At 61.4% G+C, this 23,424-nt stretch carries 22 protein-coding genes and 1 pseudogene; 10 read left to right on the top strand and 13 right to left on the bottom strand.

What is annotated here, in order from left to right:
• Positions 1–179: 179 nt before the first annotated feature.
• From BLU46_RS18830 to BLU46_RS18815, 4 genes are all read left to right on the top strand, one after another.
• Positions 180–2,609, top strand: coding sequence for a TonB-dependent siderophore receptor (locus BLU46_RS18830; RefSeq protein ID WP_093204309.1), 2,430 nt, complete (start codon positions 180–182; stop codon positions 2,607–2,609).
• Between the two features lie 62 nt (positions 2,610–2,671).
• Positions 2,672–3,775, top strand: coding sequence for a PepSY-associated TM helix domain-containing protein (locus BLU46_RS18825; protein ID WP_093204304.1), 1,104 nt, complete (start codon positions 2,672–2,674; stop codon positions 3,773–3,775).
• Entirely contained in the window at positions 3,772–3,948 is a 177-nt protein-coding gene (locus BLU46_RS33065; RefSeq protein ID WP_017476405.1) for a hypothetical protein, read from the top strand. Before BLU46_RS18825 ends, BLU46_RS33065 begins: the two co-directional genes overlap by 4 nt.
• A 35-nt stretch (positions 3,949–3,983) precedes the next feature.
• The gene (locus BLU46_RS18815) at positions 3,984–4,613 is read left to right on the top strand and encodes a glutathione S-transferase (protein WP_093204300.1); all 630 of its coding nucleotides are present in this window, start codon (positions 3,984–3,986) and stop codon (positions 4,611–4,613) included.
• A 219-nt stretch (positions 4,614–4,832) separates the two neighbouring features.
• Here the strand turns inward: BLU46_RS18815 and creD are convergent, their stop codons facing one another.
• From creD to rloA2, 4 genes are read right to left on the bottom strand one after another with little or no spacing between them, the layout of a single operon-like run.
• Positions 4,833–6,182: a cell envelope integrity protein CreD gene (gene creD / locus BLU46_RS18805; protein ID WP_093204293.1), complete on the bottom strand. Its 1,350-nt coding sequence runs from the start codon at positions 6,180–6,182 to the stop codon at positions 4,833–4,835.
• A 52-nt stretch (positions 6,183–6,234) separates the two neighbouring features.
• A complete protein-coding gene (gene creC, locus BLU46_RS18800) occupies positions 6,235–7,674 on the bottom strand; it encodes a two-component system sensor histidine kinase CreC (RefSeq protein WP_063026676.1) in 1,440 nt (479 codons plus the stop codon).
• On the bottom strand, positions 7,674–8,342 hold the full coding sequence (gene creB, locus BLU46_RS18795; RefSeq protein WP_063026674.1) for a two-component system response regulator CreB: 669 nt from the start codon (positions 8,340–8,342) through the stop codon (positions 7,674–7,676). The genes creC and creB overlap by 1 nt, the downstream gene beginning before the upstream one ends.
• A 9-nt stretch (positions 8,343–8,351) precedes the next feature.
• Positions 8,352–8,852 (bottom strand): retropepsin-like aspartic peptidase RloA2, encoded by a 501-nt coding sequence (gene rloA2 / locus BLU46_RS18790; RefSeq protein ID WP_063026672.1) that lies wholly within the window; start codon positions 8,850–8,852, stop codon positions 8,352–8,354.
• A 171-nt stretch (positions 8,853–9,023) separates the two neighbouring features.
• On the opposite strand from rloA2, the gene BLU46_RS18785 reads away from it, so the two are divergent.
• Complete coding sequence (locus BLU46_RS18785; protein WP_063026670.1) at positions 9,024–9,911, top strand: acyltransferase; 888 nt, start codon at positions 9,024–9,026, stop codon at positions 9,909–9,911.
• Here BLU46_RS18785 and BLU46_RS18780 read toward each other — a convergent pair.
• Positions 9,908–10,477: a DUF2780 domain-containing protein gene (locus BLU46_RS18780; protein WP_017476413.1), complete on the bottom strand. Its 570-nt coding sequence runs from the start codon at positions 10,475–10,477 to the stop codon at positions 9,908–9,910. The genes BLU46_RS18785 and BLU46_RS18780 overlap by 4 nt on opposite strands.
• A 153-nt stretch (positions 10,478–10,630) precedes the next feature.
• On the opposite strand from BLU46_RS18780, the gene BLU46_RS18775 reads away from it, so the two are divergent.
• The 5 genes and pseudogenes from BLU46_RS18775 to BLU46_RS18760 all read left to right on the top strand — a co-directional run bounded on the left by BLU46_RS18775 (position 10,631) and on the right by BLU46_RS18760 (position 13,281).
• Positions 10,631–11,266 (top strand): sigma-70 family RNA polymerase sigma factor, encoded by a 636-nt coding sequence (locus tag BLU46_RS18775; RefSeq protein WP_063026668.1) that lies wholly within the window; start codon positions 10,631–10,633, stop codon positions 11,264–11,266.
• Positions 11,263–11,940 (top strand): anti-sigma factor, encoded by a 678-nt coding sequence (locus BLU46_RS18770; RefSeq protein ID WP_093204282.1) that lies wholly within the window; start codon positions 11,263–11,265, stop codon positions 11,938–11,940. Before BLU46_RS18775 ends, BLU46_RS18770 begins: the two co-directional genes overlap by 4 nt.
• Positions 11,940–12,053 (top strand): annotated as a pseudogene (locus BLU46_RS33435) (outer membrane lipoprotein carrier protein LolA); the annotation flags it as partial. The gene BLU46_RS18770 and the pseudogene BLU46_RS33435, both read left to right, overlap by 1 nt.
• Before the next feature lie 123 nt (positions 12,054–12,176).
• The gene (locus BLU46_RS18765) at positions 12,177–12,698 is read left to right on the top strand and encodes a hypothetical protein (protein ID WP_063026664.1); all 522 of its coding nucleotides are present in this window, start codon (positions 12,177–12,179) and stop codon (positions 12,696–12,698) included.
• 124 nt (positions 12,699–12,822) lie between these two features.
• Entirely contained in the window at positions 12,823–13,281 is a 459-nt protein-coding gene (locus BLU46_RS18760) for an anti-sigma factor domain-containing protein (protein ID WP_063026662.1), read from the top strand.
• A gap of 65 nt (positions 13,282–13,346) precedes the next feature.
• On the opposite strand, the gene fdhA is transcribed toward BLU46_RS18760, so the two are convergent.
• The 8 genes from fdhA to BLU46_RS18710 form a co-directional block, all read right to left on the bottom strand.
• On the bottom strand, positions 13,347–14,546 hold the full coding sequence (fdhA, locus tag BLU46_RS18755) for a formaldehyde dehydrogenase, glutathione-independent (protein WP_003209194.1): 1,200 nt from the start codon (positions 14,544–14,546) through the stop codon (positions 13,347–13,349).
• A gap of 193 nt (positions 14,547–14,739) precedes the next feature.
• Complete coding sequence (gene purU / locus BLU46_RS18750) at positions 14,740–15,597, bottom strand: formyltetrahydrofolate deformylase (RefSeq protein ID WP_003209192.1); 858 nt, start codon at positions 15,595–15,597, stop codon at positions 14,740–14,742.
• Between the two features lie 120 nt (positions 15,598–15,717).
• The gene (locus tag BLU46_RS18740; RefSeq protein WP_093204277.1) at positions 15,718–16,350 is read right to left on the bottom strand and encodes a sarcosine oxidase subunit gamma; all 633 of its coding nucleotides are present in this window, start codon (positions 16,348–16,350) and stop codon (positions 15,718–15,720) included.
• A gap of 132 nt (positions 16,351–16,482) precedes the next feature.
• Positions 16,483–19,500 (bottom strand): sarcosine oxidase subunit alpha, encoded by a 3,018-nt coding sequence (locus BLU46_RS18735; protein WP_093204273.1) that lies wholly within the window; start codon positions 19,498–19,500, stop codon positions 16,483–16,485.
• Entirely contained in the window at positions 19,497–19,799 is a 303-nt protein-coding gene (locus BLU46_RS18730; RefSeq protein WP_093204269.1) for a sarcosine oxidase subunit delta, read from the bottom strand. Before BLU46_RS18730 ends, BLU46_RS18735 begins: the two co-directional genes overlap by 4 nt.
• Before the next feature lie 15 nt (positions 19,800–19,814).
• Complete coding sequence (locus BLU46_RS18725) at positions 19,815–21,065, bottom strand: sarcosine oxidase subunit beta (protein WP_003209185.1); 1,251 nt, start codon at positions 21,063–21,065, stop codon at positions 19,815–19,817.
• Positions 21,066–21,087: 22 nt separating this feature from the next.
• The gene (gene glyA, locus BLU46_RS18720; RefSeq protein WP_063026656.1) at positions 21,088–22,341 is read right to left on the bottom strand and encodes a serine hydroxymethyltransferase; all 1,254 of its coding nucleotides are present in this window, start codon (positions 22,339–22,341) and stop codon (positions 21,088–21,090) included.
• A 270-nt stretch (positions 22,342–22,611) separates the two neighbouring features.
• Positions 22,612–23,340, bottom strand: a complete 729-nt coding sequence (locus tag BLU46_RS18710; RefSeq protein WP_093204262.1) for a TraX family protein — start codon at positions 23,338–23,340, stop codon at positions 22,612–22,614.
• Positions 23,341–23,424 lie beyond the last annotated feature (84 nt).

Below are 23,424 nucleotides of genomic sequence, written 5' to 3'. Positions count from 1 at the left end.
GGCAAGCCAGCTCCCACAGGTGGAATGCGTTCCCCTGTGGGAGCTGGCTTGCCTGCGATGAGGCCCTCAAAAACAGCACTCACCCACTAATAGAAATTATTTTCATTCGGCCCTATCACTTTTTGCATCTCGCTCGGCACATAGGCAATTGAGAAATATTTCCATTCAGGAGCCGCCGTATGTCCCGCACGCTAGACACCCTATTGCGCCCCAGCCTGTTAGCCGTGGCCATCGCCCTCAGCGCCCCGCTGGCCAGCACCCAGCTGATCGCCGCCGAACAGGCCTCCAGCGTGCGCGCCTACAACCTGCCGGCAGCGCCGCTGGCCACGACCCTGAACCAGATCGCCAGCCAAGCCGGTTTGGCGTTGACGCTGAACCCGGGCTTGGCGGCGGGCAAGACTTCCGCACCGGTGAAAGGCCAATTCGATGCGCAGGGCGCGTTGCGTGAAGCGCTGCGTGGGACCGGGCTGCAACTGGAGCAAAGCAGTGCAGGCACCTTCAGCCTGGTAGCGATTCCGGAGGGGGTTGTGGCGTTGCCGGAGACCAGTATTACCGGGCAGGCGGATGCGGAAAGTGCGTGGGGGCCGGTGAATGGCTACCTGGCGTCTCGCACCGCTGCCGGCACCAAGACCGATACCGCACTGGTCGAGGCCCCGCGTTCGATTTCCGTCGCCACTCGCCAGCAAATGCAGGACCGCAACGTCCAGAACCTGGATGACGCCGTCAAGTACATGCCCGGCATCGTGTCCGCCAGCTACGGCAGTGACACCCGCTACGACTGGATGCGTGTTCGTGGTTTCGAGCCCACCCAATTCCTCGATGGCCTGCCGCTGCCACGCGGCGTGTACGCCAACCCGAAAGCGGAAACCTGGAACCTCGACCGCCTCACGCTGCTGCGTGGGCCGGCTTCATCCGTCTACGGCCAGACCCCGCCAGGCGGCCTGCTGGATATGGTCAGCCGACGTCCCAGCGCTGAATCGAGCAATGCCATTCAGGTGCAATACGGCAGCGACAACTACCGCCAGATTAACTTCGCCAGCACCGGCAAGATCGATGATGAAGGCCAGTTTCTCTACGGCCTCAGCGGCGTGGTGCGCGATGCCGGCACTCAGGTCGATCACATCGACAACAAGCGCTACAACATCGCCCCCAGCCTGACCTGGAATATTGACACCGATACCAAGCTGACTTTCCTGTCGCAGTTCACTCGTGACGATACGGGCGCCACCAGCCAGTTCCTGCCGATTGTCGGCACCAAGATCCACTCGCCATTGGGCGAGGTGTCCCATCACAAAAATTTGGGTGACCCGGACTACGAGTATTACGACCGCACCTACTACGCACTGGGCTATGCCTTTGAGCATCGCTTCAACGACACCTGGCAGTTCAAGCAGAACCTGCGCTACACCAAGTCGGAGCTGGCTTTCCAGCAACTGACCGTGGGTTCCTACGGTTACTCGACGATTGATGCCGAGGGCAATACCAGCCGTTCGTCGACCAACGTGGACGAGAACATCGGCCAGTTCGCGGTCGACAACAATTTCCAGGCTGACTTCGCCACCGGTGACATCACCCACACCGTGCTGCTCGGCCTTGATCACCAGCGCACCGACACCTCGTACCTGTCGATCTTCGGTGACGGCGGAACGGTCAACCTCTATAACCCGGTCAACACCACGCCGGTGGTGCGCCCGGCGCGCTCCACGGCCTATTACGACTACAACCAGAAAACCATCCAGACCGGCCTGTACGCCCAAGACCAGATGGCTCTGGATAAGTGGCGCCTGACCTTGGGCGGCCGTGAAGACTGGGTGCACCAAGGCACCACGTACTTCAACAAAAACGATGCAACCAATACCGATCGCAGCAAGAATTTCAGTGGCAACGCCGCGCTGAGCTATGTGTTCGACTCGGGCTTCGTTCCGTACCTTTCCTACGCCGAATCGTTCCAGCCAGCGAGTAACGCCAGCGTCTCACCGACCGAGTCGTACAAACCCACCGAAGGCAAGCAATGGGAACTGGGGGTCAAGTACCAGCCGCCCGGCTCAAATACCCTGCTGAGTGCGGCCGTCTACGACCTGACCCAAAAGAACGTGCTCGTTACCAGCTTCGGTGCCGGTGGCCAGTCGATCACCAACCAGACCGGCGAAGTGAAGGTCAAGGGACTGGAACTGGAAGCCGTATCTGACGTGACCGAGAACCTCAAGGTCATTGCTGCGTACACCTTGGCCAAATCCGAAGTTCAAAAAGGCCAATACAAAGGCAACCGCCTGCAACTGATGCCGAACCAGCAAGCGTCCCTGTGGACCGACTACACCTGGCACGCCGGTGTACTCGACGGTTTCGGCATTGGCGCGGGTGCCCGCTACACCGGCAACACCTATGGCGACCAGGGCAACACCTGGCTGGGTAAGGCCAATGCCTACACCGTGTTCGATGCCTCCGTGCATTACGACCTCGGCCGCCTGGACAACAGTCTCAAAGGTGCATCGCTGAAACTGAACGCCACCAACCTGTTCGACAAGGACTACATTTCCACCTGTGATGCTTCCTACTGCTACTACGGCGACCAACGCAGCGTAGTCGCCAGTGCCACCTACCAGTGGTAATCGACTGAGCTAACAACCAGGCCGCCCCCGTGGGCGGCTTCGGTGTGTCTGAAGGCTAGAAAATGAAAAGCAAAACCATCCGCCGCTGGTCCTTCATCCACACTTGGACCAGCCTCGTCTGCACCGTGTTCCTGCTGCTGCTCGCCCTCACCGGCCTGCCGTTGATCTTCCACCACGAGATCGATCACCTGCTGGGCAACGAACCCGAACTGGCACACATGCCCGCCGACACTCCGCAGTTGAACCTCGAACAACTTGTTGCCAAGGCCCAGGCCCATCGCCCCGGCGAAGCCATGCAATACCTGGCCTGGGACGAGGACGACAAGAACGGCGTGATCGCGATCATGGCCGCCACCGCCGGGACCGAACCCAATTCCTCCCACACCTTCATGCTCGACGCCCGCACCGGTGAAGCCGTGGAAACGCCGTCGGCCAACGGTGGGCTGACGATGTTCCTGCTGCGCCTGCACGTCGATATGTTCGCCGGGCTGCCGGGCAAGTTGCTGCTGGCGTTCATGGGCATTCTGTTCGTGTTGGCGATCATCTCCGGCACGGTGTTGTACCTGCCGTTCATGCGCCGGCTGAAGTTCGCCACGGTGCGCCAGGACAAATCCACCCGCCTGCGTTGGCTCGACCTGCACAACCTGATCGGCGTAGTCACCCTGACCTGGGCGCTGGTGGTGGGCGTGACCGGCGTGATCAGCGCCTGCGCCGATCTGATCATCGCTGCCTGGCGTACCGACAGCCTCAGCGCGATGATCGAACCCTACAAAGACGCCCCCCCGCTGACCTTGCGCGCCCCCGCCACCGACCTGCTGACGATCGCCGCCAAGGCCGCGCCGGGCATGGAGCCGGACTTTATCGCGTTCCCCGGCACGCGCTTTTCCAGCGAGCATCACTACGCGGTGTTCATGAAAGGCAGCACGCACCTGACCTCGCACCTGCTGACACCGGTGTTGATCGACGCCAGCAACCTGCAGGTCACCGCCATTGCCGAACGGCCGTGGTACATGGACGCCATGGGCATGTCCCAACCGCTGCACTTCGGTGACTACGGCGGCATGCCGATGAAGATTCTCTGGGCGGTGCTGGATGTGCTGACCATTATCGTTCTGGGCAGTGGCGTGTACTTGTGGCTGGTGCGGCGCAAGGCGGCCAAGTCATGAAGCCACGGCAGTCGAATTTCTGGAAGGTGTTCGGCATCCCGCTGGCCATCGGGCTGCTGAGTGCCGCCGGGTTGTTTGCGGCGTTGCTGGGGGATGGGTTGTGGGACTCGTTGAGCTGGGTGGGGCTGGGCATTCCGGCTGTAATTGGTAGCTGGGCGTTGTTCAAGCGTTGAGATAGATTAGCGCTGCCCTTTTCCGAGGAATGCCCATGTCCACCTCCAGCATGACGTTGTTCCACAACCCTGCCTCGCCGTTTGTTCGCAAAGTACGGGTGCTGTTGCACGAGACCGGCCAACTGGATCGCGTGACCTTGCACGCCTGCGTGCCGACACCGGTCAAGCCTGACGCGGAGGTGATCCAGGACAACCCGCTGGGCAAGATCCCCGCCCTGCGCCTGGCCGATGGCAACGTATTGCATGACAGCCGGGTGATCCTCGATTACTTCGACTATCAACATACCGGGAGCCCGCTGATCCCCCGGAACGGCCCGGCCCGTTGGCGGCGCCTGACCCTGGCCTCCACCGCCGACGGCATCATGGATGCCGCCGTGCTGGTGCGCTATGAAACCGCCATGCGCCCCGAGGAGAAACACTGGGACCTGTGGCTGGAAGGCCAACGCGACAAGATCCGTCGCGCCCTCGACATGCTGGAACAGGACGCCATCGCCGAACTGGCCGGGCCGTTTGACGTGGCCGCGATCAGCGTGGCGTGTGCGTTGGCTTACCTGGACTTCCGCCACCCGGGCATGCAGTGGCGGTCGAGCCATCCGAAGCTGGCGGCGTGGTATGCCGAAGTGAGTCAGCGGCCGTCGATGCTCCAGACCCAGCCACCGGCTTAACCTGCTGCAAGGGTTCCTCTGTGGCGAGGGAGCTTGCTCCCGCTGGGCTGCGCAGCGGCCCCAAAAATCCTGGGAGCGCTTCGCACTTCAGCGGGAGCAAGCTCCCTCACCACAGCAAGCTCCCTCGCCACAAAAAGCTCCCGGGCTTCGGGAAACAGTGCGTTGATCCGCATCATCAACGTTGCTCCTACCTGCTGATCTTCCCGCAACCCCAACGACCTACTCATCACCCACCTCCTTGCGCTTGCCCACGCCATACCAATCCAGCTTGCGGGTCAGCACCATCACCGTGCCCAGCAACCCGAACAGCAGCAACGAGCCCATCAGCAACGCGTAATCCTCGGCACTCAGCAACCCGTACAGCAAGCCATACAACGCCGCCAACGCTGCCGAAAACCCCAGGCCATGGGCGACGCTGCGCAGTACATGGCAGACATAAAACCCGATCAACATCACACAGGCCGCCGCCGATATCAGGTACGCCGGACCAAACCCGATGTGCTCGGACAACGACAACAACAGCAGGTAGAAAAACGCCAGGGCAAACCCCACCAGCGCGTACTGGATCGGGTGCACCGCCAGGCTCTTGAGCACCTCGAACAGGAAGAAACCGGCAAACGTCAGGGCGATAAACAACAGCGCATATTTGATCGCCCGGTCACTCTTGAGGTACTGATCCACCGGGTCGATAAAGCTCACGCCAAAGCTGCGGCTGTTGAAGTCGTCACAGCCGCGCTCGGCCAGGCAACTGCTGAGTGCTTCTTCCAAATTGGTGGAGAAAAATGTGGTCTGCCAATGGGCGCTGAAGCCTTGTGCGGTGACCTCGCGCTGGGTCGGCAGGAAGTTGCCGATAAAGCTCGGGTGCGGCCAGTTGGACGCCAGCTTGACCTGGCTGGTCTTGCCCACCGGCACCACTTGCAGTTGCTCGGTGCCTTGCAGGCGCAGGTCAAAGGCGAAGTCAAAGGGTGCCGGCTTCTGGCTGTCCTGCTCGGGCAGCATCACGTGCACACCCTCCCCCAGCCACGCCACTTGAGTGCCCGGCGAAAACGCCAGTTGCTGGCTGCCCAACTCCAGCTTCAACGCATTTTCGATGCCACGAATGTCGCTGATACCCACCGCCAGATACGCCGGGTCAAAGCGGTAATCGGCAAAGTGTTCCTTGATGCCCAATTGCTCCGGCAATACAAACCGCCCACTGATCCGGCTGTCAGCGTGGAACAACCGCGCTTGGTAAATGCCCCGGGCGCGCACTTCGGTTTGCACCTGCCCGTCGAGGGCAAATTGCTCCGGCAGGAAATACAGATGACCGCGCACCTCACGGGTTTCTTCGTAGCGTTCGTTGAGCTTTTCATTGAGCTTCCACTCCCGGACAGTCTTGCGATAAGGCACCACCAGCACCGGGCCATTGAGGCGCTGGCTGTAGCTGGAACTGCGGGCGATATCCTGCAAGACGTCGTCGCGCAATTGCTGACGGTCGGTAATCACCCCGTGGATCATCAGCAACGGAATCAACAACAGCACGATCAGCAGCGCGATGGCGCCCAGTTTGAAAAGCAGATTGCGGTTCATGAAGCTCTCCCTGTTTTGATGGGGGAGAGTCTGGCGGGCGCTTAAGGGGGATTTATGAAGGGAATGTGGAGACTGTGTGGAGATGCAGTTTTACCTGCACGCCGCCGGGCACGTTGCCGATCTGCAGTGAGCCGCCGTGCAGCTTCATCACCTCTTCGACAAAATTCAGCCCAAGGCCGGTGCTCTTGCGCCCGCTGGCCGGGCGCGGCAGGGAATAGAAGCGCTCACTGAGGCGCGGCAAGGCGTATTCGGGAATCGGCTCGGCCTGGTTGAACAGGGTGAATTCGACGCCGTCATTCACAGCCTTGGCGCTGAACCGCAAGGTGCCACCGGGCGGGGTGAAATCCAGGGCGTTTTCCAGCAGATTCCCCAGGGCCTGACGCAGCAGGAACGGCTCGCCGTACACCTGTACATCCGCAGCAATCGCCTGCTGGACCTGCAACCCGGCGCCTTCGATGCGCGCGCATTGAGCCTTGAGTACTTCGTCTACCAACGCTGCCAGCGACAGGCTGCTCTGGTCTTCAAGGCCCTGGCGCTGCTCCACCTGCGCCAGGTTCAGCAGGCGTTCGATCAATTGCTGCAAGCGCGCACTTTCGCTGTCGATATTGCCCACGAAACGCTGCTGCTGATCCCGGGACATGTCGCCCTGCAACAGCTCCGCCGCCCCGCGAATCGCCGCCAATGGACTTTTCAGCTCGTGGGTCAGGGTGTGCACATAACGCTCGACGTACGCCTTGCCTTCCAGCTGGGTGCGCATGTGTTCCACGGCGGTGGACAACTGCTCCAGCTCACCGCCGCGATAGTGCGGCAACTCGGCACGCCGGCCTTCACTCACCGCTTGGGCATACGCCGTGAGCCGGCGCAGCGCGACACTCAACCACCACGACAGCAGCGCACCGAACAGCAAGCCCAGGCCCACCAGCCCGGCGCCGTACCACAGCAGCCGGTCTTCGGTGCGGTCCACATACGGCTGCAGCGAGCTGTTGGGCTTGGCCACGGTGACCACGCCGATGATCTGCCCGTTATCGCGAATCGGCGCGCCGACGTGCATCACCGACGAGGCCGGGTCATCCAGTTCGCTGCGGGTCGAACGGGCGCCGTATTCGCCGCGCAGGGTCAGGTACACGTCGTTCCACTTCGAATAGTCCTCGCCCACTGCCTCGCCGGTGGAATCCAGCAATACGATGCCCTTGGCGTCGGTGACGTAGATGCGGTGGTTGACCTGGTTTTTCGGCAGGCCCCAGATATTCGCGCCGGGCTGACGCTCGCCGTAGGCCTTGAGCAGTTCGGGCCAGTGGCTCTGGCCGAGGGTGCCGTTCTTCACATCCTCGCGCAGGATTTCCGCCAGCAGGTTGGCGGTGTCCACCAGGGTTTCCTCGGTGGACTGGCGCACACCGGGGCGGATTTCCTTCATCACGGTGCTGAGTACAAAGTAGCCGGTCAGGCCAATAAACAGCGCATACACCAGGAAGAACCGGATCCCCAGGCGCATCAGCTGTTGCCCGGGCTGTAGCTGTAGCCAAGGCCGCGATGGGTCTGGATCGGCTCAGACTCGGGCGCCACCGTACGCAATTTGCTGCGAACGCTTTTGATATGGCTGTCGATGTTGCGCTCGTACCCTGCATCGGCCGCCACGCCCACCGCATCCAGCAGTTGCTCGCGGCTGAACACCCGCTCGGGTTGCTCCAACAGGCTTTGCAGCAGGCGAAATTCATGGCGCGTAAGGTTAAGAGGCTGGCCGCGATAACTGATCTGCATGCGCTCCAGGTCCACCTGGAACACCGCCGGAGCCACACCGGGGCCAACCCGCTTGAGGATCGCCCGTACCCGCGCCGCCACTTCACGCGGGCTGAACGGCTTGACCACATAGTCGTCAGCACCGATCTCCAGGCCCACCACGCGGTCGATCTCGCCGTCCCGGGCACTGAGGAACATCACCGGCACTTCGCTGAAGCGCCGCAGCTGCTTGCAGGTTTCAAAGCCGGTGATATCCGGCAGGCCGATGTCGAGGATGATCAGGTCCGCCGGTGTCTGCCGCTGATGGGTCAGCGCCGCCTGGCCGAGGCTCAGCCAAGTGGTGGTGAAGCCTTCGCCTTGCAGGGCGAAAATCAGCGTATCGGCGATGGCCGCTTCGTCTTCGACAATCAGGATATGCGGCATGGTGGTCCGTCAGCAGTCCGGTTTGTCCGCAGTGTAACGGCGAGCCGGGTTTACCGCAGCGCCGAATTCACGCAGGGCCTTGGCGCCGATCAGCAGCGGGTAGTTGAAGCTGCTGCGGTCCGTGAGGTTGACCTCGACGGTACGCTTGACGTTGCCCAGGCACATTTCCAGGTCGATCACCGGGCGCTTGGCCACCGTGGCTTCGTCCTTGTCGTCATCTTCGTCGGCGCGGCTTTTGATTTTGCTGATGCGCGAGACCTTGTGCTCGTACACCTTGTTGCTGGCGTCCTTGCCGCCGAGGCGGAAGCGCACCCAGTCGTCACCATCACGGGTGAAGGTCTCGATGTCCCGGGCCGACAGCGAGGCGGTCAGCGCGCCGGTGTCCATCTTGGCCTTGAAGGTCTCGCCGATTTCCGGCAGTTGAATGTATTCGTAGCGACCGTAAAGGGTCGGCTCGGCGGCCATGACAGGCAAGGCCACAAGCGCTAGTAGGGCAAGGATGGATTTCACGTAGGAGGTTCCTTGAAATAGATGGGCCAATTCTAGACTGCAAAATCGCCGCTTAGTTAGATCACAGAGCATACCCAGCCCGCTGTGAAACATTCGTAAGCTTATTTGCGATTTGGCCTCTAGACCCAAGCTGCTTATCATGGCGGGCCAAAATGATTCCAAGAGTTACTTATGCGCCGCCTGCTCACCGGCTGTTTCGTCACATTGCTGCTATTGCTCAACACCTTGGTGCTGTTCGGGCCGCTGATGGTGTTCGCCCTGCTCAAGCTGGTGGCGCCCGGCCGCTTTCGCGACTACGCCTCCTGGGCCGTCATGTGGATCGCCGAAACCTGGGCCGAGATCGACAAGCTGATCTTCGCCTTGTGCATCCCCACCCAATGGGATATTCGCGGTGGCGAGGACCTGCGTGGTGACACGTCTTATCTGGTGATCAGCAACCACCAATCCTGGGTCGACATCCCCGCTTTGATCCAGGCCCTCAACCGACGCACGCCGTTCTTCAAGTTCTTCCTGAAAAAGGAACTGATCTGGGTACCCTTCCTGGGCCTGGCGTGGTGGGCACTGGATTACCCGTTCATGAAGCGCTACACCAAGGCGTTCCTGGCCAAGCACCCTGAGCTGGCAGGGCAGGACCTGAAAATCACCAAGGAGGCCTGCGAGCTGTTCAAGCGCCAGCCGGTCACGGTGGTGAATTACCTGGAAGGCACGCGGTTCACCCCGGCCAAGCGCAAACAGCAGGATTCACCCTTCGAGCGCCTGCTCAAGCCCAAGGCGGGAGGCGTGGCGTTCGTGCTCGCGGCGTTGGGTGAACAGTTGGATGCGGTGCTCGACGTCACCGTGGTTTATCCACAGGAAAACATTCCGGGCTTCTGGGACTTGATCAGTGGCGCAGTGCCGAAGGTGATCGTGGATATCCGCACCCGTGAACTGGATCCGGCGTTGTGGCAGGGGGATTACGAGAACGATCCGGTGTTTCGCCAGACCGTCCAGAACTGGGTCAACCAGCTCTGGATGGAGAAGGATGCGCGCATCGCCCAACTGCGCGCGGAGCGGTCTTAGCCGCCAGTGCCCCAGGCCGAAGCCAGTTTGCCCAGCACCGACTCGCTGGCGCCTTGGCCGCCCAGGTATTTCAGGATAACCGGCGCAAACTGGCCAACCATCCCACTGTCCATGCCCAGTGCGCTGAACGCGGTGTTCAGGTCGTTGGTGTTCTTCACGTTACCCAATACGCCATCCAGACCCGAGGTCTTGCTGCCGCCGCTCTGGCCGAGCATGCCGCTCAGGGCGCCGAGGCTGCCCAGGGAGTTGCTGCCGGAGAGCTTGTCCAGGCCCGGTACGCTTTTGGTCAGTTGCGAGTAATCACCGCCGCCCAATTTATTCTTGGCCAGGCCCAGCATTGCGCCGGTACCGCCGACAGCCTGCTCCGGCGTCACGTTCAATTGCGAGGTCAGGGCGCCCAGCAAGCCGGCGGTCTGTGAGGTCGGCGCAGCCGCTGCTGCCTTGTCGCCACCCTGTGCGCCCGAAACGGCATTGGCTACATCGCCGAGGCTGAAACCTGCCGCAAACACCGGGCTGGCCGCCACGGTCAACAGGCAGGACAGGGCAAAACCGCGTGAAATCTTCATCAAGACAACCTCTGAAAGTAAGCGCTAAAAGCAGGAGTTTGACTGGGTGTTACGAAAGATTGTTCCCACCTCACAGATTAGTTCAGAAAACCACTGCATCCGAACCGCCCTGCGCTGCGTATATCCATCACGAACCGCACGGAGGTTGATGGAATGAATGCCCAAGCTGGACTAACCTCAGCCTGCCGTCTTTACCGTCTGCCGTCCCATCGCCCTGTTGCACGTGCCTGGAGAAGCCCTATTTCGACCCACGATGCAGATCAGCTACGGCAATTGCTGGCCCAGTGCTCCCTGGGTAACCGCCAGGCGTTCGAAACGCTCTACCGCAGTGTTTCCCCGCGTTTGCACGGTATTGCCCTGCGTTTCATGGGCCGCCAGGACTTGGCCGAGGAAGTGTTACAGGAGAGCTTCGTGCGCATCTGGTTCAACGCCTCGCGCTATGAGGCCCATCTGTCGGCGCCCTTGACCTGGATGATTAACATCACCCGCAACCTGGCGATCGATCAGTTGCGCAAACACCGCGAACAGCCCTTGAGCGACGGCCAGCAAGACGCCATGGCCGACGAAAGCCCCAGCGCCCATGAATTGCTCGACAGCGAGCGCGAAGCCCACGCCCTGAACCGCTGCCTCGACAGCCTAGAAGGCATGCAGCGTCAATCGATCACCGTGGCTTACTTCCAGGGCTTGTCCTGCTCGGAGTTGGCCGACCACCTGGCCGCGCCCCTGGGCTCGGTCAAATCCTGGATTCGCCGCGGCATGGAGCGCTTGCGCAGGTGCCTTGAATCATGAACTACCAGACCACGTCCCTGCGCCGCGCCCTCGCGGCGGATTACGCCATCGGGTTGATGCCCGCCACCGCCCGTCGACGTTTTGAAGCGCTACTGTTGGACGATGCCGCCCTGCGCGTCGAGCTGGGACACTGGCAGGATGCCCTCCACAGCCTCACCGGGCCGTTACCTGAACGACCAGTGCCGGATCATGTGTGGGAAGGGATCAAAGCCCGGATTGAGCCGCAAGTGCTGCATATGCCGGCGAAGAGGCCATTCTGGATGAACCTGCGGTTGCTGGTAGCGGCATGCGGCGTAGTGATCGCGGTGTTGGTGGGAGTGTTGTACCAGCGCGACCTCGGGGTGGAGTACAACGCTACGCTGGTGGCGGCCAATCAACAGCCTGCGCTGAAGATTCAGGCGTATGCCGATCATCTGCAGGTGGAACCGCTGACCCTGGCGGCGGTGGAGCCGACCCGCGCGCTGGAACTGTGGGCAATCCCGGCGGGCGGCAAACCCATCTCCCTGGGGTTGTTGCCGGTGTCGGGTAAAGGCCGGATCCAGTTGAGCAAAGAACACCAGGCGCTGCTGACGGCACCGTTGACCCTGGCGGTGAGTCTTGAGCCTCAGGGTGGCTCGCCAACCGGACAACCGACGGGGCCGGTGTTGTATCAAGGCCAGTTGGCCTCACTCTAATTCCTGTAGGAGCGAGCTTGTTCGCGAAGGTCGTCAACGATAACGCGGAAAACCTGAAAGACCACGGCGCCCACAGGCTTTTCGCGAGCAAGCTCGCTCCTACAGTGGATTGCCCTTTTGAAATAACCCCTCTTGTTTTAATCCGAACTTGATCTACCCCGCTGTCAAATTTGACAGTATCTGCAACGCGTCCACACGCCCACCATGAAGTCTCCTATCACGTAAGGGAGTACGACATGAAGCTGATGAACATCGCGCTGAGCGCACTGGTACTTTCGACCCTTGTGGGCAATGCCCTGGCAGATGAGATTGCCATGTGCCCGCCCAAGGCAAGTATCAAACCGGAAGAGCCATGGGGGCCGTGGGATATTTTTTATGCCCCCGGCCCTCATAAGGGCGTCTGGGTGGGAGAGAACCCCTTTGGCGATGAAAACCTGCTCAAAAAGCTCCACTTCACGGGGGCGCTTTACCGGGATATCAGCTCAGAAGGAAATGCGTACGTAGTGTCCTGCGACTACGAGGGTGAAGGCTGGTTCGACTTTTTGAGGATGACGCTGTACTCCTTCAAAGGCTGGGCACCCGTGCCGGGGACAAAATGGGTGGATGAGTCGAAAACGGATGAGAGCAAAGCCAAGGCCGGGGCCTACAAAAAAGCCAAGGAGGTCCAATACTGCTATGCAGATTCCACCGAGCAGCATCCGGAAAAACAATGCGCATTCACGTACAAGGAACTGGTCCTCCCACCCAAGCACCATTGACGCTCGTTCTGCGGTTCAGGGCCAATTAATATCACGCAGCCCCAAGGCTCAATACGACGGATGAGGAACCGATCGCCGTTAACTAGGTCCATGAAAGACTACAAAACATGTCAGGAAGAGCCTAATGACTGCGATCAACCCCCAAGTGATTGAGCACAAGCCTTCATTCTGGAACCGCCCACGCCTGTTCATCGGCGCCTGTTTGGTGGTAGTTGCGGGCGTCGGCGGCGCCCTCTACACCCAGGACAGCGTCAAGGCTGCCGCACTGCTGGTGAACACTACCCAGCAACCGGCCACGCAAATCGTGGCCCACAAGGATTACCTCGAAGTGCAGCCGATTGCCGCCACGGCACCGGCCCCGGACCAAAGCCTGGAGCTGTGGGCGGTTCCGGCTGACGGTACGCCGGTGTCACTGGGCCTGTTGCCGGAAGACGGCAAAGGCATTATCGGCATCAACCCTCGCCAGCAGGCGTCGATCAGCAAGCCGGTGACACTGATGGTCAGCTCGGAAACCAAGGGCGGCTCGGTGAGCAAGCAGCCAACGGGGCCAACGGTGTATCAGGGGGCTTTGGCGATTCGCTGATTCTCCCACCCAACCGCAGATGCAAAAAAGGCGACCCTGAGGTCGCCTTTTTATTTGCCCGCGATTTAAGCCGCGCTGAACAACTTGTGCGGATCGATCACAAACTTCTTCGGCACGCCTGCATCGAACTCGCCGTACCCGCGTGGTGCATCATCCAGGCTGATGACTTCCACACCGACGATATCGGCAATGTTGATACGGTCCCACATGATCGCCTGCATCAGCTGGCGGTTGTACTTCATCACTGGGGTTTGCCCGGTGTGGAAGCTGTGGGACTTGGCCCAGCCCAGGCCGAAACGAATGCTCAGGCTGCCCATTTTCGCGGCAGCATCCACGGCACCCGGGTCTTCGGTCACGTACAGGCCCGGGATACCGATTTTGCCGGCCACCCGCACCACGCCCATCAACGAGTTGAGTACGGTGGCCGGAGCCTCCGCCTTGGCCCCTTCATGGCCATGGCCGCGCGCTTCGAAACCCACGGCATCGACGGCGCAATCCACTTCCGGCTCGCCCAGCAACGCAGCGATCTGTTCGTGCAGCGGGGTGTCCTTCGACAGGTCGGCAATTTCAAAACCCTGGGCCTTGGCGTGGGCCAGGCGGATCGGGTTGACGTCACCAATGATCACCACCGCAGCGCCCAGCAGACGAGCGGACGCGGCAGCCGCCAGGCCCACCGGACCGGCACCGGCGATGTAGACCGTGCTGCCTGGGCCAACGCCCGCAGTGACTGCGCCGTGGTAGCCGGTGGGCAGGATGTCGGAGAGGCACGTCAGGTCGCGGATCTTCTCCATGGCCTTGTCGCGGTCCGGCAGTTTCAGCAGGTTGAAGTCAGCGTAAGGCACCAGCACGTATTCGGCCTGGCCGCCGGTCCAGTCGCCCATGTCCACATAGCCGTAGGCGCCACCGGCACGGGCCGGGTTGACGGTCAGGCACACGCCCGTGTGTTGCTCTTTGCAGGAACGGCAACGGCCGCATGCAACGTTGAACGGCACGGACACCAGGTCGCCGATCTTCAGGTTCTCGACGTCGCTGCCCTTCTCGATCACTTCGCCGGTGATTTCGTGGCCCAGGACCAGGCCGGTCTGGGCAGTAGTGCGGCCGCGCACCATGTGTTGGTCGGAGCCGCAGATGTTGGTGGAGACCACGCGCAGGATGACGCCGTGCTCAATCTTCCTGCCACGGGGGTCCTGCATTTTGGGATAGTCGATTTTCTGTACTTCGACCTTGCCGTTGCCGAGATACACGACACCACGATTACCAGACATGCTTTCACCTCGCTGTTGTTTTTATGGAACCGCGTTGCCCAGGCAGGCAGCGCGTTTAAGTGCTCGGGTACAGATGCTGTTTTGCGTTGTTAGTGATGGCCTCTTCGCGAGCAAGCCCGCTCCCACAGTTGACCGAGTTCTACCTTTGAAATGCGGTCGAATGTGGGAGCGGGCTTGCTCGCGAAGGCGTCCATCAGAGCACCACTGTCCGATTGGCGTTCAAAAACACTCGCCGCTCAATGTGATACCCCACGGCCCGTGCCAGGGTCAGGCCTTCGATATCCCGTCCCTTGGCAATCAAATCTTCCGGATAGTGACTGTGGTCCACCACCTCCACGCCCTGGGCGATGATCGGGCCTTCATCCAAATCGTTGTTGATGTAATGCGCGGTGGCGCCCACTAGTTTCACGCCCTTGTTGTAGGCCTGGTGATACGGCTTGGCGCCCTTGAAACCGGGCAGCAGGGAGTGGTGGATGTTGATGGCTTTACCATCGAGCTTGCGGCACAGCTCCGGCGACAGCACTTGCATGTAGCGCGCAAGAATCACCAGCTCGGCGCCGGACTCTTCGATCACCTGCCACACCTGGCGCTCTTGCGACGGCTTGTCGTTAGGGTCCAGGGGAAAGTGGTAATAGGGAATCTGGTGCCAGTCAGCCAGGGGCTTGAGGTCGGGGTGGTTGGAGACCACGGCGACCACGTCCATCGACAGTTGGCCGATGCGCTGGCGGTAGAGCAAATCGTTGAGGCAGTGATCGGCCTTGGAGACCATGATCACCACTTTCGGCCGGTAGTTCGGCGCGGTCAGTTCGAAGATCATGCCGAACGCCTCGCCGCGAGTGGCCAGGCCGTCGCGGAAGGCTTGTTCATCAAAACCGTCGGGCTGGCGGAACTCCACGCGGATGAAGAAACGGCCCGAAAGCCGGTCATCAAACGAGTGGTGCTCCGTGACGTAGCAGCCCTGCTCGAACAGATAGCGGGTCACCGCGTCCACCGTGCCGAGCACGCTGGGGCAGTCGGCGGTCAAAATCCATGTATCGGGTACGCGGCTCATTATTCGTGACTCCTTGATCGTTCCCACGCTCTGCGTGGGAACGCCGCAATGGACGCTCTGCGTCCGCTCTTGGGACGCGGAGCGTCCCGGGATGCATTCCCACGCGGAGCGTGGGAACGATCAGGCCTGGACGCTTAAACCATATTCAGCCGCCGCATCCTGCAACCACAGCCACCAGTAATCCGAGAAGCTGCGACGAATCAGCAGCTCCCAGGTGTCTTCAGCGGTATGGCGAATCACCAGTTGCGACTTGGCGAACACCGTGCCCACCGCCTTGCCTACCGGGAAGCTGTCGGGGTGCACGTCGTAGCTGGTGGACTTCATCAGCACATCCCGCACATTGGGGCCGCTGAGTTCGAGGATCTGCTGGCCGCCGCTGACGTTGACGATCTGGATATGCAAATCACCCAGCGCCTCGCGCAAACTTTTCTCGGCGGCGAATTCTTCACCGCTCGGCACCACCAGCAGCCACTCGTCCGGGCCCAGCCATTGCAGGCTGGTTTCACCCTTGACGATCACTGCCAGGGCGCCGGGCAATTCGATGCCCAGAGCCTTGTGCACGCCGGCGGCGAAGGCGGCGTCGTGGCCATCGCCACGAATGGTCAAGTGGCCGAGGAGTTTCTTTTCACGCACGGTCACGCCGGCGTTCTTGCGACCCTTGCCTACCAGGCTGGCGAGGTCGGCATGGTGCAGCGACGACTCGGCCTTGGCTCCGGAGGTGGGGCGTTGCTGGTAAACATTGGCTGCTGTCATAAAGCACCTGTTTGAATTCTGTAGGTCTTGCGGTGACTGTTCTGGCCTCATCGCGGGCAAGCCCGGCTCCCACAGGGGAATGCATTCCAACTGTGGGAGCTGGCTTGCCTGCGATGCAGGCGACTCGGTCTGTCAGATGTTCTGGCGATCGCCTTTAGGGTCAAAGAACACCGAAGAAACAATCTCCGCCTCGATCACGCTGCCATCCGCCAACGGTGCAAACACCCGCTCGCCGATGCGTTTCAAGCCGCCCTTCACCACGCCCATGGCAAACGAATAGCCGAGGGAGTTGTGGGCATAACTGGAGGTGACGTGGCCGACCATCTTCATCGGAATCGTCTGCTTGGCGTCGAACACCAACTGCGCGCCTTCCGGCAGCCACACGTTGGGGTCAATCGGCTTCAGGCCCACCAGTTGCTTGCGGTCTTCACGCACGCAATCTTCGCGATTCATCCCGCGCCAGCCGATCCACGAGAACGGTTTGGTGCGACCTACACACCAGCCCATGTTCAGGTCGTCCGGGGTCATCGACCCGTCGGTATCCTGGCCGACGATGATGAAGCCCTTCTCGGCCCGCAGCACGTGCATGGTTTCGGTGCCGTATGGCGTCAGGTTGTACTGCTTGCCAGCCTCGACGATTTTCTCGAGCACGCCCATGGCGTAGTCGGCCTGCACGTTGACTTCGTACGACAGCTCACCGGTAAACGAAATCCGGAACACCCGCGCCGGCACGCCGCCCACCAGGCCTTCTTTCCAGGTCATGAACGGGAAGCCGTCCTTGTCCAGGTCGATGTCGGTGACTTCGCTCAACAGCTTACGGCTGTTGGGGCCGGACAACGTCATGGTTGCCCAGTGGTCGGTGACCGAGGTGAAGTACACCTTGAGGTCTGGCCATTCGGTCTGCTGGTAGATTTCCAGCCACTGCAGTACGCGCGCTGCGCCGCCGGTGGTGGTGGTCATCAGGAAGTGGTTGTCGGCCAGACAAGCGGTGACGCCGTCGTCGAAGACCATGCCGTCCTCCTTGCACATCAGGCCGTAGCGGGCCTTGCCCACGTCGAGCTTGGTCCAGGCGTTGCTGTAGATGCGGTTGAGGAACTCGCGGGCATCCGGGCCCTGGATGTCAATCTTGCCAAGGGTGGACGCGTCCAGCAGGCCGACGCTGTCGCGCACGGCCAGGCATTCGCGTTTCACGGCGGCGTGCAGGTCTTCACCGTTGCGCGGGAAATACCACGGACGCTTCCACTGGCCGACGTCTTCAAACTCGGCGCCGTTTTTCACGTGCCAGGCTTGCAGCGCGGTGTAGCGCACCGGCTCGAAGATGTGCCCACAGTGGCGGCCCGCTACTGCGCCGAACGTCACCGGCGTGTAGTTGGGGCGGAACATGGTGGTGCCCATCTGCGGGATGGTCACGTTCAGCGAACGGGCCGCGATGGCCAGGCCGTTGACGTTGCCGAGCTTGCCCTGGTCCGTGCCGAAGCCCAGTGCGGTGTAGCGTTTGACGTGCTCTACCGACTCGAAACCTTCGCGGGTGGCGAGTTCGATGGCGGCCGCGGTGACGTCGTTTTGCAGGTCGACAAATTGCTTCGGCGCCCGTGCGGTAGCTTTCTCGTGAGGCACCTGGAACAGCGCCAGGGTCGGCTCTTCCAGACGGCTCAAGGCTTTGGGCAGCGTCCCTTCCACCGGCGCAAACCCGGCTTCGCTGGCGGCGCGCACGCCACCTTCAAAACCGTCAGCCAGGGAATCGCCGAGGCCATAGACGCCATTGACCCCACCGACGCACACGCGTTTTTGCGGTGCTTCGCCCGGCACAAAACCGAGGATGTCTTCACGCCAGGTCGGCTTGCCGCCCAGGTGCGAGGCCAGGTGAACCACCGGGCTATAACCGCCGGAGCTGGCGACCAGGTCGCAGTCCAGCCATTCGCCGGGACTGGTGACTTTATGGGCTTTCACATCAATGGCCGCAACGCGGGCGCCAGTGACATGCTTGCTGCCACGGGCTTCGATCACGGCGCTGCCGGTGAGGATACGAATCCCCTTGGCGCGAGCTTCTTCAACCAGTGCACCACGTGGGTTGTGGCGTGCATCAGCCACCGCCACCACGGCGAGGCCTGCATCAAACCAGTCCAGCGCAACGCGGTAGGCGTGATCGTTGTTGGTCGACAGCACCAGCTTCTTGCCCGGTGCCACGCCGTAGCGACGCACGTAAGTGGAGACCGCACCCGCCAGCATGTTGCCCGGTACGTCGTTGTTGCCGTACACCAGCGGACGTTCACACGCGCCGGTCGCCAGCACCACACGCTTGGCGCGAACCCGGTGAATGCGCTGGCGCACCTGGCCAATCGGCGCACGGTCACCGAGGTGATCGGTGAGGCGCTCGTGAATGGTCAGGAAGTTATGGTCGTGGTAACCGTTGACGGTGGCGCGAGGCAGCAGCACCACGTCCGGCAGGGATTTCAGTTCCGCAATAACACTGGCAACCCACTCGGCCGCCGGCTTGCCATCGAGGCTTTCGCGGGAATCCAGCAAGGAACCGCCGAACTCTTCCTGCTCGTCCGCGATGATCACCCGGGCGCCACTGCGGGCAGCGGCCAATGCAGCGGACAGGCCGGCAGGGCCAGCGCCCACAATCAGCACGTCGCAATGACGGTTCATGTAATCGTAGGTGTCCGGGTCGTTCTCGGTCGGCGAGCGGCCAAGACCGGCAGCCTTACGAATGTACTTCTCGTAAGTCATCCAGAACGATTGCGGGTACATGAAGGTTTTGTAGTAGAAACCCGGCGGCATCAGCTTGCCGCCGACCTTGCCGAGAATGCCCATCATGTCGTTGTTCACGCTCGGCCAGCCGTTGGTGCTGGTGGCGACCAAACCCTGGTACAGCGCCTGTTGCGTGGCGCGCACGTTGGGGATTTGCGTGGCTTCGGTGGCGCCGATCTGCAGCACCGCGTTCGGCTCTTCGGCACCGGCGGCGAAGATGCCGCGCGGACGGGAATACTTGAAGCTGCGACCGATGATGTCGACGCCGTTGGCCAGCAATGCAGCGGCCAATGTGTCGCCCTCAAAGCCTTTGTAGCTCTGGCCGTTGAAGGTAAAGCTCAGGGCTTTGTTACGGTCGATGCGGCCACCGTTGGACAGGCGATTGATCTGGCTCATACCTTCTCTCCAGAAGCCTTGGCGGTGAATTGCGGCTTGCTGCCAATCTTGTAGGTTTCAAGAATTTCGTAGGTCACGGTGTCGCGGGTCGCGTTGAAATACTGGCGGCAGCCGGCGGCGTGAATCCACAGTTCGTGGTGCAGGCCGCGCGGGTTGTCGCGGAAGAACATGTAGTCGCCCCACTCCTCGTCGGTGCAGGTGTTCGGGTCCAGCGGGCGCGGGATGTGCGCTTGGCCGGACGCGTGGAATTCCTCTTCGGAGCGCAGTTCGCCACAGTGAGGACAGAAGATATGCAACATAGGGAATTTCTCCTGTTAGTGGGCGACGGCCGCAGCGCCGTGTTCGTCGATCAGCGCACCATTGTGGAAACGGTCGATGGAGAATGGAGCAGCCAACGGGTGCATTTCACCCTTGGCGAGGCTTGCGGCAAACACGTTGCCTGAGCCTGGCGTGGCCTTGAAGCCACCGGTGCCCCAACCGCAGTTGAAGAACATGTTCGGGACCGGGGTCTTGGAGATGATCGGGCAGGCGTCCGGCGTGGTGTCGACGATGCCGCCCCACTGGCGGTTCATGCGCACGCGGGACAGCACCGGGAACATCTCGACGATGGCCTGGATGGTGTGTTCGATCACCGGGTACGAACCACGCTGGCCATAGCCGTTGTAACCGTCAATACCGGCGCCGATCACCAGGTCGCCCTTGTCGGACTGGCTGATGTAACCGTGCACGGCGTTGGACATGATCACGCTGTCGATGATGGGTTTGATCGGCTCCGACACCAACGCTTGCAGCGGGTGGGATTCGATCGGCAGGCGGAAGCCCGCCAGGGATGCCATGTGGCCGGAGTTACCGGCGGTCACTACGCCGACACGCTTGGCGCCGATGAAACCCTTGTTGGTTTCCACGCCGATGCACACGCCGTTTTCCTTGCGAAAACCGATGACTTCGGTCTGCTGGATCAGGTCCACGCCCAGTGCGTCAGCGGCGCGGGCAAAGCCCCAGGCCACGGCATCGTGACGGGCCACGCCGCCGCGACGTTGCACGGTGGCGCCCATTACCGGGTAGCGGGTGTTTTTCGAGCAGTCGAGGTAAGGGATCTCGTCGGCCACTTGCTTGGCGTTGAGCAGTTCGCCGTCCACGCCGTTGAGGCGGTTGGCACTGACGCGACGCTCGGAGTCACGGATGTCCTGCAGGGTGTGGCACAGGTTGTAGACGCCACGCTGGGAAAACATCACGTTGTAGTTCAAATCCTGGGACAGACCTTCCCAGAGTTTCATCGCGTGTTCGTACAGGTGCGCCGACTCGTCCCACAGGTAGTTGGAACGCACGATGGTGGTGTTGCGTGCGGTGTTACCGCCGCCCAGCCAGCCTTTCTCGACCACGGCCACATTAGTGATGCCGTGTTCCTTGGCCAGGTAGTAAGCCGTCGCCAGACCATGCCCGCCGCCGCCGACGATGACCACGTCGTAGACCTTTTTAGGGGTCGGCGTGCGCCACATTTTCTGCCAGTTTTCGTGGTGGCTGAGTGAGTGCTTGAAGAGGCCGAAGCCCGAGTAGCGTTGCATAGTCATTACTCCAAAACCGCGCTCAGCGATAAACCGGGAAATCAGCGCACAGGGCGGCCACATGCTTGGCGACGTTGGCCTCCACATCGGCGTCGCCGAGGTTGTCGAGGATGTCGCAGATCCAGCCGGCCAGCTCCAGGCATTGGGTCACTTTGAAACCACGTGTGGTCACCGCCGGTGTGCCGATGCGCAGCCCCGAAGTCACGAAGGGCGACTGCGGGTCGTTAGGCACGGCATTCTTGTTGACGGTGATGTGGGCGCGACCGAGGGCTGCGTCCGCGTCCTTGCCGGTGAGGCCCTGACGGATCAGGCTGACCAGGAACAAGTGGTTATCGGTGCCGCCGGACACTACATCGTAGCCGCGCTTGATAAATACGCCGGCCATGGCTTGGGCGTTTTCGATCACTTGCTGTTGGTAAGCCTTGAAACCTGGCTCCTGGGCTTCCTTGAAGCACACCGCCTTGCCGGCGATCACGTGCATCAACGGGCCGCCCTGGGCGCCTGGGAATACCGCAGAGTTGAGTTTCTTTTCAATTTCTTCATTGGACTTCGCCAGGATCAACCCGCCACGTGGACCGCGCAGGGTCTTGTGGGTGGTGGTGGTGACCACATCGGCGTAGGGCAGCGGGTTCGGGTACAGACCAGCGGCCACCAGGCCGGCGACGTGGGCCATGTCGACGAACAGCAGCGCACCGACCTTGTCGGCAATCTGACGGAAGCGCGGGAAATCCAGGGTCTTGGAGTAGGCGGAGAAACCGGCCACAACCATCTTCGGCTTGTGCTCCACGGCCAGGCGCTCGACTTCGTCGTAGTCGATCAGGCCGGTGGCGGTGTCGATGCCGTATTGCACCGCGTTGTACAGCTTGCCCGAGGACGACACTTTGGCACCGTGGGTCAGGTGACCGCCGTGGGCCAGGCTCATGCCGAGGATGGTGTCTCCGGCGTTCAGCAGCGCCAGGTACACCGCGCTGTTGGCGGACGAACCGGAGTGCGGCTGCACGTTGGCGTAATCGGCACCAAACAGCTGCTTGGCGCGTTCGATGGCCAGCACTTCGACCTTGTCTACATGCTCGCAGCCACCGTAGTAACGCTTGCCCGGATAACCTTCGGCGTACTTGTTGGTGAGGCCGCTGCCCTGGGCTTCCATGACACGCTTGCTGGTGTAGTTCTCTGACGCGATCAGCTCGATATGATCTTCCTGGCGCTGCTCCTCGGCATTCATGGCCGCCAGCAGTGCATCGTCATAACCCTGGATCTGGTCTTGCTTGCTGAACATCGCGTCTCTCCCAGCGGCGGCGGTGCGCCAATCGTATTGTTGGGGCCGCCGCACGACGGAGGGGCCCTTTGATGCGATGGTAGGGCTGGCGCAGAGAGGTCAAATGCCTATGGACGCCACGCAAAGGTGCGTTTACGACATGGCCGGAACAACACAGAACAAATGTGGGAGCGGGCTTGTGTGGGAGCTGGCTTGCCTGCGATAGCATCCCCTCGGTGCAACGGGTACACCGAGGCGTCTGCATCGCAGGCAAGCCAGCTCCCACAAGGGTTATACGATGATCTTTCGAAGGAGTAGCAGCAGCAGGAAATGCGCAGGATAAAGCGCATACGCCCAGCGCCGCATGGCCGGCGGCGACACCTGCCTGGCCTGTCGCAACAAGACCAATCCGGCCAGTGGCGCAATCAGGCATGTCGCCAATCCCAGCATCGCCACCAGCGTGCCGCTGTCGAGCAGGATCTGCCATTGATTGGCAGCCAGGCACACCACACCCGGCAGCACGCTGAAATACCAGGGCCGGCGAAACACCAGCAACATCGCCAGCGGCAGCAGTACGCCAAAGAAACCGAACATCAACTGCGCCGAGAAAAACCCCGCCAAAACCAGCGCGATCAACGCCAATCCTCGATCAATAACCGTCTTCTGCTGCCATCCCCGGGCAACCAGCAAGCCCAGTGCCAGGGTCGGCAGCACGTTGAGCGTATCGGCGTCGTCAATGAATATCCGATACGGCACCTCACTGATCACACTGAACAGCAGCAACCAGCCCAGATAGCGCCACTGCCCCGTCACCGGCGCGTCCTTGACCCGATGCAGATTCGCCGCAATCGCCAGGCAAAACCACGGGAACGCCAGGCGGCCCGGCACATACAGCCCGTCCAGACTCAAACCGACATACCGCAGGTGGTCCAGCACCATACTCAGCAGCGCCAGCCACTTGAGCAGGTCCAGGGCGCCATCGCGGACGCGGCTTACAGGAACGCGTTCAGAACCGTGCATAATTCCCCAATGACTTTGCATTAACAGTGCGTGCGCCCGCCCGACAATCTTGGGTAAAGTGCGCACCAACATCGACCACAGGAC

The organism is Pseudomonas yamanorum (assembly GCF_900105735.1).
Classification (GTDB): Bacteria; Pseudomonadota; Gammaproteobacteria; order Pseudomonadales; family Pseudomonadaceae; genus Aquipseudomonas; species Aquipseudomonas yamanorum.
Note: the sequence above shows the minus strand (reverse complement) of the source record. Positions and strands in the feature narration are given on the sequence as shown.